The organism is Rouxiella sp. T17, from assembly GCF_036663475.1.
GTDB lineage: Bacteria > Pseudomonadota > Gammaproteobacteria > Enterobacterales > Enterobacteriaceae > Rouxiella.
Genome location: NZ_JAWUEA010000030.1, coordinates 30,024 through 42,488, shown reverse-complemented (window position 1 = coordinate 42,488; position 12,465 = coordinate 30,024). Strand labels below are relative to the sequence as shown.

11 protein-coding genes are annotated in these 12,465 nt (G+C 50.8%); 3 read left to right on the top strand and 8 right to left on the bottom strand.

All coding sequences use genetic code 11. From position 1 onward, the window contains the following. Positions 1-3: 3 nt before the first annotated feature. Entirely contained in the window at positions 4-1,176 is a 1,173-nt protein-coding gene (locus tag SC206_RS10680; protein ID WP_442976074.1) for an alanine racemase, read from the top strand. Positions 1,177-1,261: 85 nt separating this feature from the next. Here SC206_RS10680 and sseB read toward each other — a convergent pair whose 3' ends face one another. The 5 genes from sseB to trmJ form a co-directional block, all read right to left on the bottom strand. Beyond that, positions 1,262-2,119: an enhanced serine sensitivity protein SseB gene (gene sseB / locus SC206_RS10675; RefSeq protein WP_332736983.1), complete on the bottom strand. Its 858-nt coding sequence runs from the start codon at positions 2,117-2,119 to the stop codon at positions 1,262-1,264. 19 nt (positions 2,120-2,138) lie between these two features. After that, entirely contained in the window at positions 2,139-3,446 is a 1,308-nt protein-coding gene (pepB, locus tag SC206_RS10670; protein ID WP_332736982.1) for an aminopeptidase PepB, read from the bottom strand. A gap of 27 nt (positions 3,447-3,473) precedes the next feature. Next, positions 3,474-4,640 (bottom strand): IscS subfamily cysteine desulfurase, encoded by a 1,167-nt coding sequence (locus SC206_RS10665; RefSeq protein ID WP_332736980.1) that lies wholly within the window; start codon positions 4,638-4,640, stop codon positions 3,474-3,476. A 275-nt stretch (positions 4,641-4,915) separates the two neighbouring features. Beyond that, positions 4,916-5,410, bottom strand: a complete 495-nt coding sequence (gene iscR / locus SC206_RS10660) for a Fe-S cluster assembly transcriptional regulator IscR (protein WP_045049306.1) — start codon at positions 5,408-5,410, stop codon at positions 4,916-4,918. A gap of 204 nt (positions 5,411-5,614) precedes the next feature. Then, positions 5,615-6,370, bottom strand: a complete 756-nt coding sequence (trmJ, locus tag SC206_RS10655; protein WP_332736977.1) for a tRNA (cytosine(32)/uridine(32)-2'-O)-methyltransferase TrmJ — start codon at positions 6,368-6,370, stop codon at positions 5,615-5,617. A 208-nt stretch (positions 6,371-6,578) separates the two neighbouring features. Between trmJ and suhB the strand changes: the two genes are divergently transcribed. Then, positions 6,579-7,382, top strand: coding sequence for an inositol-1-monophosphatase (suhB, locus tag SC206_RS10650; protein ID WP_332736975.1), 804 nt, complete (start codon positions 6,579-6,581; stop codon positions 7,380-7,382). A 148-nt stretch (positions 7,383-7,530) separates the two neighbouring features. Here the strand turns inward: suhB and SC206_RS10645 are convergent, their stop codons facing one another. The 3 genes from SC206_RS10645 to SC206_RS10635 all read right to left on the bottom strand — a co-directional run bounded on the left by SC206_RS10645 (position 7,531) and on the right by SC206_RS10635 (position 10,576). Further along, a complete protein-coding gene (locus tag SC206_RS10645) occupies positions 7,531-8,598 on the bottom strand; it encodes an acyltransferase family protein (RefSeq protein ID WP_332736974.1) in 1,068 nt (355 codons plus the stop codon). A gap of 329 nt (positions 8,599-8,927) precedes the next feature. Next, positions 8,928-9,980, bottom strand: coding sequence for a nickel/cobalt transporter (locus tag SC206_RS10640; RefSeq protein WP_332736973.1), 1,053 nt, complete (start codon positions 9,978-9,980; stop codon positions 8,928-8,930). Further along, positions 9,971-10,576 carry a DUF1007 family protein gene (locus tag SC206_RS10635; protein ID WP_332737136.1) on the bottom strand — a complete coding sequence of 202 codons (606 nt, stop codon included), beginning with the start codon at positions 10,574-10,576 and terminating at the stop codon, positions 9,971-9,973. The genes SC206_RS10640 and SC206_RS10635 overlap by 10 nt, the downstream gene beginning before the upstream one ends. Before the next feature lie 247 nt (positions 10,577-10,823). Here SC206_RS10635 and csiE point away from each other — a divergent pair, with 247 nt between their 5' ends. Next, complete coding sequence (gene csiE / locus SC206_RS10630) at positions 10,824-12,104, top strand: stationary phase inducible protein CsiE (protein ID WP_332736972.1); 1,281 nt, start codon at positions 10,824-10,826, stop codon at positions 12,102-12,104. Positions 12,105-12,465 lie beyond the last annotated feature (361 nt).

Genomic DNA, 12,465 nt, shown 5'->3' with positions numbered 1-12,465 from the left:
AATATGACCGATAGCGCGACCCATAATAGTCAGGCGTCCACTGCCAATATTCACCATAAAGAGACGCCTTTTCTGCTGCTTAATCGCGACCAACTTGAACGTAACGTCGCCCGTTTACGTCAGCACACTGACCGTTTTGGCGTGCCGCTGCGCCCGCATCTTAAAACCGTTAAATCGGTTGAAGCCGCGCGACTCATTTTGACTGAAGGTCACGGCCCTGCGACCGTTTCGACGTTAAAAGAGGCAGAAGTCTTCTCTGCCGCAGGATGCAAAGATCTGATTTATGCCGTCGGCATTGCGCCACAAAAACTGCCGCGCGTCGCCGCTTTATTAAAGGCTGGCACCGATATCAGCATCATTCTTGATAGCCTTGAGCAGGCTCACGCCGTTGCGAGTTTTTCTCGTGAAGCAGGCGTCAAGATCCCCGCATTGATTGAAATCGACAGCGACGGCCATCGCAGCGGCGTGATCCCAGGAGATAACCTGCTGATTGAAATTGGCAAGGTTTTGCATAATGAAGGGGCCGAACTGCGCGGCATTATTACCCATGCCGGTGAGTCTTATCACTGCAAAAGTTTGCAGGAACATCAGGCGATGGCCGAAAAAGAGCGCGCCGCCGCCGTTGCCTGTGCCGAAGCATTACTCGCCGCCGGTTTACCAAGCCCCGTCGTCAGCGTGGGTTCTACGCCTACCGCGCATTTTAGCCAGAATCTCGACGGCGTGACGGAAGTCCGCGCTGGCGTATTTACCCTGTTTGATCTAGTCATGACGGGTGCGGGCGTTTGCCAAACTTCAGATATCGCGCTGTCGGTAGTTGCTACCGTTATCGGCCATCAGCGCCAAAAAGGCTGGATTATGGTCGATGCTGGCTGGATGGCGATGTCACGAGATCGCGGCACGGCGGCGCAGGCTGTCGATCAACGTTATGGCATTGTCTGCGATATGGCGGGTAATACGCTGGGCGATTTAATCATGGTCGACGTGAATCAGGAGCACGGAATTTTGGCGCTGCGCCCGGGAAGTCAGCAAAACCTGCCCGATTTACCTTACGGCAGCCGCGTGCGGATTTTGCCAAACCACGCCTGCGCGACGGTCAGCCAGCACGGCGAATTTTCAGTGGTGCGAGATGGCAGTGAAGAGATTGAAGCCGTTTGGCCGATTATCCACGGCTGGTAATCGCGAGCTAAAAAAAGGGCCGCAAACGCGACCCTTGGCAGGCTTCAAGACAGGCTAACCGTTAAATGAATAGTCTAGTTACTCGTCAAGCTTTGCCCGAAGAGGGAATAATGTTTCGCAGCCAACTGCCCCATTTGCGCTGATAAAAAGGCTGGGTGTGACTTACCAGATAATGGCTAAGCCCCCTTTCCTTCTCATTGACCACGCAAAAGTCGACCGGTTTATCGTCGGGTGAGGTTTCGCTAGCAACATTACCCGCTTCACGGATTAGCGCATCAACTTCTGATTCGCTGCCGTCGGCTTCGATTCCAACCAGCAAATTTGGCTCAGGATCGACGCTTTTATCATGAATCAGCGCTAAAAAGGCGCGGCGAACCGGCTTTTTCTGGCTAAACAGTGTCGTAAGCGCATCGACCATCGCCGACGGATACTCTTCTGGCTGACCAATCAGCAGCTGGCTTTCGGCATCGAGAACCAGCTCGGTCGGAGCAGCCAGCCCGCCGGTATTAAGCAGCAGCGTGATTTCGCTCGGATAAAACTCTTTGCCATACTCCGATTTCGGGTTAAGGAACAGCTCTTCACCCTGCGTCATTTCAAACAAAACACGTGCCGGAAGCGCAACAAAAGACTGCTCATCTTCGCTTTCTCCGGCAGCGGCGCGTTCGAGCACCTCAACCGAAGAGAAGAAAGGAATGATTGAACTGCCGTCCTGTTTTTCCCAGTGCAGCAGGTTTAACTCGCTGCCCGCGATTTTTTCAGCGCCTGTAGCGTCTTGCCCAGCAAACTGTTGCCCAGCATCGCCTAGCACCCAAACCGTTGACTCTAAAAGAGTTTGGTAGAAAGCCGGGCGATAGGCAGCCTGCGTGACCGAAAGCTTGAGCAAACGCTCAAGCTCGTTTTCATCCGCTGATGGAGCTGCAGGAATATCGTGCGGAACGCTCATCTAATCGTGTTTCCTTGGCTTACTTAGCTTTTGCTAACAATAGGTTAGCCACGGTGCGCACACCCAGACCGGTTGCGCCCGCCGCCCACTGGCCCGACGCGCTTTTGCGATAGGTCGCCGAGCAGTCAATGTGCAGCCAGCCTTTTTTGTATTCCGACACGAAATGCGACAGGAAAGCCGCTGCCGTGCTGGCGCCCGCGCCGTTTGCCGGCCCGGCGATATTATTAAGATCGGCAAAGTTTGACGGCAGCTGACTGCGGTGGAATTCGGCCAGCGGCAGACGCCAGAAAGGCTCGTGTTCTTCGCTCGCACTGGCAAGCAGCTCGTTGGCAAGCGCGTCATCGAAGCTCAACAGCGCGTGGTAATCGTTGCCCAACGCCATTTTTGCCGCGCCGGTCAGGGTTGCCGCATCGATAAGCAGGGTCGGATTGTGTTTTGATGCGTCGATCAGGCCATCGGCCAGAACCAGACGGCCTTCGGCGTCGGTGTTCATGACTTCAACCGTTTTGCCGTTGCGATAAGTAATAATATCGCCAAGTTTGAAAGCGTTACCGCTCACCATGTTATCGGCACAGCACAGGTAAAGTTTGACGCGTTTGTCCAAACCGCCCGCCACGGCCAGCGCCAAAGCACCGGTCAGGGTTGCCGCGCCGCCCATGTCGGCTTTCATGGAATCCATCGAGCCGCTTGGTTTCAGGCTATAACCGCCGGTGTCAAAGGTGATGCCCTTGCCCACCAGGCAGGCAAACACGGGTGCATCTGGATTGCCGGTTGGGTTGAAGTCTAGAGAGAGCATGACTGGCGGGCGATCGGAACCGCGGCCCACGGTATAAAGGCCGTTGTACTCTTTTTCACGCAGCTCTTCGCCTTTAGTGATGCGATAGCTAATGGCGTCGCCGTATTCGCACAACAAATCTACCGCGCTGCGGGCCAGTTTTTCAGGGCTCAGATCTTCAGCAGGTTTATTAATGGTGTCGCGCACCCAGTCGATGATTTTCAGGCGCTGTTGCAGTTTTTCTGAATCGGTGTCAGAAAGCTCGGCCCACTCGACGCTGCGGCTGCCTTTCGGGCTGCGGAAACCCTGCCAAAAGGCCCAGCTGGTTTCTAAATCCCAGCCTTCGCCGGAAAGCTGCAACTTTTTGATGCCCTGCCCTTCGATACGGCGGGCGGCGCGGGAAATAGAGGTCAGCTTATCGTCAGCTGAAAAATGAATCGTGATGCCCGCGCTGTCAGTGCTTAACAGGGCCTTCTCGCCCCAACGGGCGTCAGCCGGTTGTGAAGAGAGCAGGATAGGCATGATATCGGTAGTCGTGGCTTCGGTCGTCATTACAACACTCCTGATTATTCTTAATCTTCAATGATTTGCGTTAGAAAGTTCACGTAGACGGGTTATTGATTTACCGACAAGCGAAATACTGTAATCGATCTCTTCTTCCGTTGTGAAACGCCCAACGGAGAAACGGATAGAACTGTGCGCCAGCTCATCATTCAGCCCAAGCGCTTTCAAGACATAAGAAGGCTCAAGGCTGGCCGAGGTGCAGGCCGAACCTGAAGAGACGGCCAGATCCTTTAAGGTCATGATGAGAGATTCGCCGTCAACGTCGGCAAAACTGACATTAAGGATGTTTGGCGCGGTTTGGTCGGCGCTTCCGTTAAGGCACACCTTGCTGATTTTGCGGATACCCTGCCAGAGACGGTCACGCAGCGCAGTCAGCCGCGCCGCTTCTTCAACCATTTCTAACTTCGCGATGCGATAAGCTTCGCCCATGCCCACAATTTGATGCACGGGCAAAGTGCCGGAACGCATTCCGCGCTCGTGACCGCCGCCGTGGATCTGCGCGTCGACCCGCACGCGCGGTTTTCGGCTGACATACAGAGCACCAATGCCTTTCGGGCCATAAATCTTATGCGCCGAAAACGACATCAAATCAACTTTCAGCTCCGCCAAATCGACCGGGATCTTACCCACGCTTTGCGTAGCATCGACGTGGAACAAGATGTCACGGCTGCGGCAAAGCTCGCCGATGGCAGCAATATCCTGAATCACGCCAATCTCGTTATTCACGTGCATGATGGAAACCAGCACCGTGTCGTCGCGCAGCGCCTGTTCAATTTGCTGCAATTCAATCAGGCCGTTTGTCTGCGGATTAAGGTAAGTCACCTCGAATCCTTCGCGTTCGAGCTGCTCGCAGGTATCCAGCACCGCCTTATGCTCGGTAGTGCTGGTAATAATATGCCGACCCTTTTGCTGGTTGGCGAGCGCCGCGCCTTTGATGGCCAGATTATCGGATTCTGTCGCACCGGAGGTAAAGACGATTTCACGCGGATCGGCATTAATCAGCTCGGCAATATTGTTGCGCGCGACGTCAACCGCCTCTTCCGCCTGCCAGCCGTAACGGTGGGAACGGGAAGCCGGATTGCCGAAAGTACCGTCCAGCGTTAAACACTGCATCATCTTTTCGGCTACGCGTGGGTCGACCGGCGTAGTGGCCGAATAATCGAGATAAATCGGTAATTTCATGGCAAATAGCTCCGTACTGCGCGTTCGTTTTCGAACGGACTGATACATTATTAAATTATGTTAATTATGAGGGGACAAATAAATACTTTCGGATATTAATTACAGGGACAGTTTAAAACGGCTTTGCTGCTGGATAAAAGGGAAATCATGCCAATCGCGGCTAGAGAGCAGAAAATGCAAAAACCGGGCGACAACACTGCAATGACGTGAGTCTTTGCACTTGTCTAACCCGGTTCTTAACGCAAAACGAACGTTGCGTGTGAAATCAGCTTCGCTTACGCGCGCAGATTAATATTAATCGTTTCTTGCGGACGACCATTTGGCATGCGACGCAGATCGCTGTTCTGACGGTCGGCAACTTCCAGCACGTCCTGGTTATTCACCAGCTCACCAATGGTGATGTCGTTCAGGAAGCCGCTGATGCGTTCGCTCAGATCACGCCAAAGGGTGTGAGTTAAGCAACGTTCGCCGCCCTGACAACCTTCTTTACCCTGACAACGGGTCGCATCGACAGACTCGTCAACAGCAGTAATTACCGCGCCAACAGAGATTTCGATGGCGTCACGACCTAACAGATAACCGCCGCCCGGACCACGAACGCTGGCAACCAGCTCGTGTTTGCGAAGGCGGGAGAACAGCTGCTCCAAATACGAAAGAGAGATGCCCTGACGTTCAGAGATGTCGGCTAAAGGCACTGGGCCTTCTTGGGAATGCAGTGCTACGTCAAGCATAGCAGTAACAGCATAACGACCTTTAGATGTCAGTCTCATAACATGATTACCTGTCAGTGAATTTCAAAAAAATCAATGGGGGGACAACATGAAAATGAGTCTGACATTCCCGACTGTTTTAGTCAACTATTTAACCTAGTAATTTACTCAAGTATTACATGCGCTATTTTTAAGGGTATTTTCACTCCCCAAAATTCGCATGTAACACTTTGATAAATAACCATATAACGCTAAGGAAAATGCTTATTCCTTATCGTTTTCCGGCTTCTCGCTGGTGGATTTCTCAACAGAAGAAAGGATGCCGCGCAAAATATTCAGCTCTTGAGCCTCTGGATGTGCACGCGTAAACAGGCGACGCAGCCTGCTCATAATCTGTCCGGGATGCTGTTTTCGAATGAAACCGACCTTCAGCAATACCTCTTCGAGATGCAGATAAAAACGCTCCAGATCTTCGATTAGCGGATAAGGCGCTTCTTCTTCTTGTTCAGTTGCCGGCTTGGCCGCTTCCTGTTGCGCAAGCCAGGCGACGCGAACTTCATAGGCGATTAACTGCACGGCCATCGCCAGATTCAGCGAGCTATATTCAGGATTGGCAGGAATGCAGACGTGATAGTTGCACTTTTGCAGCTCTTCATTGGTTAAACCCACGCGTTCACGGCCAAATACCAAGGCAACCGGAGCCGAAGTTGACGTTTTCGCGGAGAGTTCGCCACATTCGCGAGGCTCAAGCATCGGCCACGGCAAAGTACGGGAACGCGCGCTGGTGCCGATCACCAGACTGCAACCCGCCAGCGCTTCGTCGAGAGTATCGACAATTGTGGCGTTACCAATGACATCGCTGGCACCGGCAGACATTGAAATTGCCTGCGAATCAGGTTTAACGAGCGGATTAACCAGATAAAGGCTGGATAAGCCCATGGTTTTCATAGCGCGGGCGGTGGAGCCCATATTCCCGGTGTGGGAGGTTTCGACCAGGACAATGCGAATATTGTGTAGCATACAAACTCTAAGCGTTGCGGAAAATCGCAACAGTTTACCACAAACCAGCGCCACGTCATGAGTTAGCGGGCCGTTACGCCATACATTACGACACTGGTTACAACACTGGTTACAACACGGCACATCCCAAAGTCGTTGGCGTTTGGTTGAACTGTTGCTATACTGCGCGCCGTTTCCCGTTCTTTAACATCCTAGTTGGAAGATATCCATGCATCCGATGCTCACCATCGCCGTGCGCGCTGCGCGCAAGGCCGGTAACCTTATTGCCAAACATTACGAAACGCCAGATTCTGTAGAAGCAACTCAGAAAGGCACCAACGATTTCGTTACTAACGTAGACCGCGATGCAGAAAGCATGATCGTCGACGTTATTCGCAAGTCTTACCCAAAACACACTATCATCGGCGAAGAATGTGGTGAGTTGGAAGGTGAAGAGAAAGACGTACAATGGATTATCGACCCACTGGATGGCACCGCTAACTTCGTAAAACGTTTCCCTCATTTCGCAGTATCTATCGCTGTGCGCATTAAAGGCCGCACCGAAGTTGCCGTGGTTTATGACCCAATGCGTAACGAACTGTTCACCGCTACCCGTGGTCAGGGCGCGCAGCTGAACGGCTACCGTCTGCGCGGCACCACCGCGAAAGATCTCGACGGCACCATTTTGGCGACCGGCTTCCCGTTCAAAGTTAAACAGCACGCAACCAGCTACATCAAAGTTGTGGGCAAACTGTTCACCGAATGTGCAGACTTCCGTCGCACCGGTTCAGCCGCGCTGGACCTGGCTTACGTTGCCGCTGGCCGCGTTGATGGTTTCTTTGAAATCGGTTTGAAGCCTTGGGATTTCGCCGGTGGCGAGCTGCTGGTTCGTGAATCAGGCGGCGTAGTGACTGACTTCGTTGGCGGTCACAACCATTACTCTTCTGGTAACGTGGTTGCCGGAAACCCACGCGTAGTTAAGGGTATCCTTAACGCAATGCGTGACGAGCTGCATGACGCGCTGAAGCGTTAATCAGCCTGCAATAAGATCTGTGTAATGATAATAAGATCTGTGTAATAAATTGAAGGACGCCGAGGCGTCCTTTTTTTATGCCTGCTGTTTGGCTGCATGCTGATAAAAATGACGTAATCACGCGTTGTTAGAGGCTTTCAACTCGCTATCAGGCTTTGTTCAGTTCGGCTGGCACCTGAACGATGCTGGCGGTTTTGAAAATGAGCTTCTTTTCTATCAGCCTGTAAGCGACTTCTCCGACGACTATCGCGATAAAGAAGGTCGCCATGGCTAACCAGAGTAACGTTAAGTTGCTTAAACCGGCGGATCTCACCACGATGGCGTAAGCCGTGGTTAAAAAGGTGTGGGTTAAATACAATGAATAGGATGAGTTACCAATTTCCAATATCGGTCCGCTGACTTTTTTGGCCGAGAAGAGATATAAAAATAATACCGTTGCCGTCAGATAATGCAGGTATTCGGCATAATCGCCCAGCTCTCTGTTTTCTAGTGCAATAACGCCAACTAGCCATAAAATTAGCGCCAACATGACTCTTCTTGCGGCTTTAATACGCATAAAGGCCAGAATGCTGTGTTGATGATGAAAGATAAACATGCCGACGACAAACAATAAAATAATATGACCAGAAAAAAAAGATTGCGCGGAGGGAGACGTCATAAAGGCAGAGAGGAAATTTAATACCGTAAAGAATATCGCTAAAATGTAAATACCGAACTTACGATGCTGACCCAATAAAATAAGCAGCGCAAAGGCGAGATAATAAAAGCCTTCATAAATTAGCGTCCAACCCTGTCGAAGAATCGGGTCAATGACGTCACCATCAAAAGAAATATACGGAATGAGCAGGTAAGAGGTGATGATTTTGTCGATAGAGTAATGTATGCCTCGCTGGAACACGCCGAACGCCCATAACGTAACGTTGACACTGGTCCAGACAAAATAAATAGGATAAATTCTCACGGCTCTTTTTAATAAAAACATCTTGGCATTTTCAATACCGCCAGCTTTGTTATGCGTAGTCATTGACATAATATAGCCGCTGATAATGAAGAACACGCCTACCCCTACCTGCCCTATCAATTCGATATTATGAAGAAAGACGTTACCAAAACCTCCGATATCTCTAAACGCGGTAAAGCTTGAGACAGTATGCGCCATGACGACGGTGAGCGCGGCTATCCCGCGAAGATATTGTATATTCTGATTAGTCTTCAATATCGTTACCCCATGATATTTTGCTGTGTGTAAAGAAAGACAAATGAACGTAATATCTGCGTGCGGAATTGCTTTTTATTTATGACTACGGATTTACAATCATTGATTTATGAATATCGACTTATGACTATCGATTTATAATTAAAAGTTAAAAAAATAATAATCAGATAAAAAATTTAGATATTAGAATTCATCGCTCTGGTAACAGAGAAATAAAAATCAATAACCTTATAGTTTTTACCGACGCTCTATTTATAAACAAAACTACTGTAAAACGAAAGCGCTGAATGCTGCCAGCCAGCGCTTTAAGACTTATGCCACCCTTATCGTTATTGTCCGAAAGGCCCCATTCCACCGCCGAACCCCGACGCGCTGGTTTGATAAAGCACGATGCCCGCGGCAATAAGAATAAGCCCACCGCTGAATGCCAGTAACGTCCAGCTTAATTGCCATCCCTTCGACGACGGTCGATTAGCGCTAAGTTTTACCGCCCATTCACGGCTATAAAATACTAAAAATCCGATTAGTGACACTGTTAATGAGGTGCCTAGCGCCATCACAAGGGCCGATATTACGCCCCAACTATAAACGCCAATCACCTTTGAAAATAGCAGCACCATAATGGCGCCGGAACACGGGCGTAACCCCATCGCCAATACGACCGCAGCCTGGGTTCGCCATCCGCCGCCCGCTTGTAGCTGGCTTGCATTTGGCACATGCTGATGACCACAACCACAGTTCGCGTCATGCTGGTGCGCAGCGCTAATAGGCTGCAACCCCTTGATTTTTAATGCCGAACTTTTGCGAAGCGACGTCAGCTGTTTTATGCCCTGACGCAGCGCTCGCCAGCACAGAATAATTCCGAGCAGCATGACCAGCGCAAAACTGCCCTTCTCCATCCAGAAACTGCTTTGATGCAGCTGCCGCGAGGAGAGTTGCAGCACGCCGAGCACCAGCGTGACCAGAAATACCGCCATCAGCCCCTGCACCACGGCGGAGGCAAAGGTGAGTCGCAGACTGGTTTTCAGTTTTGAGGGATGCGTCGCGAGATAGGTGGTAATCACCACTTTGCCGTGGCCGGGACCGACCGCGTGGATCACGCCATAAAGCAGGCTAAATAAGGTCAGGCTCAGTCCGGCTTTTGCGGGATGAGTTTTTACCTGCTGTAGGATTTCGGCCAGCTGCATATGCAGCGATCGCTGCCAGATAATGCTGTTTAATAAGATTTGCGGCCAGAAGTGCCAGAAAGCTACTGCGCCAAACGCTAATAACAGTAAAAAAATGATCAGCGGCCAAAGCGTGGCAAGAGCTGATTTTGGCGTTGTTGCGCGCGGCGCGAGCTCATTTTTTAATGGCTTAAATTTCAAAAAGTTCACTGACATTGCAACGTTACCTTTTGTGCAAATTGCTGCCCAAGATCCATCTCTTCCGGCGGCGCATCGGCCTTGTCCAACGACAGCGCATAAGCCTGCATCGAGGCATTCGGCTTCGGCGTAAATAATGACAGCGCGCAGGCTGGCGTCGCTTCGGCGGGCAGGTGCAGCGCCCGATCGCTTTTGTACGTCATATCAACGAAATAACTCGGATCATAGGTAGAAAAAATGATGGGTTTACCGGCCAGCGGTGCAGGCTGTGCAAGTGGAATAACAAACTCCAGCACGGCTTTGTTGCCGTTACGCGAAAGCTGATATTCGCTGGGCAGGCGCATATAACGCAGCGGTTTGCCGTCGCGATAAACATTAGTGAAATAGTGTTGCGCCATGACCCGCGCCATCACTTCTGCGGCCAATTTTTTCCAGATTTCACTGCCCGCCCCCGCACTACCGGCATCGTAAAGCAAGTCGGCGGAGGTAATTTCATCCATGGTCCAGACCATTTTCAGGGCGAGCAAATTTTTCTGCTGCATCACCAGCGTGGTTTGCATGTCGATAAAGCTGTGCGGATGAGCCAACGCAGGCGCGGAGAGAGCCATCAGCATTAATAACGCGGCGTTAAGTGATTTTTTCGAGCGCAATATTAGTTGTTTCAAATGAAGTCCGTAGCCCAATCGTGCAAACACTTGTTATAAAGTAACATCTTAAATCAATTCAAATATAGCGGCGAGAATAAATAACTGTGATCGCAGTTGGAAGCTCGCGCAAAACCCTGATGAGCAGTGCGTTTTCACAGCAATGATTTGCTATGCTAATGAAGAATTTTCAAATCTAGCGAACCCAGAAGGTGATATGAGCCTGGACACCTCCTCCGTGCCTGAGCTCTCCGCTCAACAACGTCGCTGTAACCTATTGTTGATGCTGTACAGTCCGTCAAAGACTCTTCAGCTGGAGAAAGTTGGTGAAATCAACGGCGTAGATCTGCCAACGACGCAAAAAGATTTGGCGCACCTTGCCGCCGAGATTCAGCGCCTGCATCGGCTGGAAATAGCCACGACCCGCGAACAGGCTTTTGAGCTACAAGGCGCGGTGCTCGACCAGAGAATTTGTCTGATTAACGGCCTGCGGCGCGCCATTCGCAGCAGCCCCGATTTTCTGCACCATCATTTCATGCCTCATTTGGAACAAAAACTCAGCCAGACTGTCGATTTCGACCATCAACTTTATTGCAGTCAGTTTCCCCTGCTCATCGAGCGGCTGGCCGAACTTTTGAATCGTGAATTCAGCCCGCGCGACGAACAGTTTTTACAGGTTTATCTGCAATTTTGCCTGTGGCAGGACATCACGCCGACGCAGCTGGAGTTCAGCCCAACCCAGCTACGCTGGCTGCGTAACAAGCCCGAATTTATTGCCGCCGAGCTAATTTTCAATAAATTACAGACCCTGAAAAGCGTGAATCTTGCAGAGTGCGAACGCGATTTCTTTGCTTTGCTGCTGACGATGATTAAAAACTACAGCTACGACAGCTCGGGTTCTGCCGAAGATCTCAAGTTAATGGCGCAAATCGAAACGCTGGTCGCCAATTTTCAAGACGTGTCGGGCATGACTTTTAGCAGTTATGAAGGGTTAATCAGCCAGCTGTTTGCTCATCTTGGACCCGCGATCGAGCGCTGTCGGTTCGATATTATTGTCGACAGCCAGATGCAGGATGAGGTAAATCACATGTATCCGCGTCTGATGCGCACCACGCGGGATGCTTTGCAAGATATTGAAAAAGCCTATGAAATCGCATTTCCCGGCGAAGAAGTCGGCTTGGTCGCGGTAATTTTTGGCGCGTGGCTGATGCAGGGCAACGCGTTGCAGGAGAAGCAGATTTTGCTATTGACCGACAATAATCCGCCGCTCGAAGAAGCCGTTGAGCAACACATTCGTGAAGCGACATTAATGCCGTTAAATATCAAATATCAGACGCTCGACGAATTCCACCAGCACGGCGCGCCGAGCGGCGTTGCGATGATAGTCACGCCTTACGCCACGCTAACAACCGATGCCGATCCGCTGGTGATTTATGCCCAGCTGCCCCTTTCGAAGGACGAAAGAAAGAGAATTCGCTCATTACTCGAAGCGCAGTGATTTGTAGTCTGCGTTATATGACATGACGCAAATTTTTATGATCTCCTGCCTCATAAACTGCGTGCTCATTCATGAAAAGAGCCGAAAAAAATGCCCCACAGAATCGCTCAAGATCAACGTCATAAAAACTATCTCGCGCGCGTAATGCAACGGCGTTTGCATCCTGAAACGTCGCCCTCTTCACTTCCGGTCCGACAGTTTTCCAATACTTCATCAACACCACAAAGTCTGAATAGCGCGGCTTCAGGCTCACAACCTGTAAATTCGGCTGTGACGTCGCCTCGGCTTGGTGAGAATGTTGGCAAGACGACCCAGCATTAACTGTAGATAATAGAAGACCCGACAATAGACGAAAAAAAAC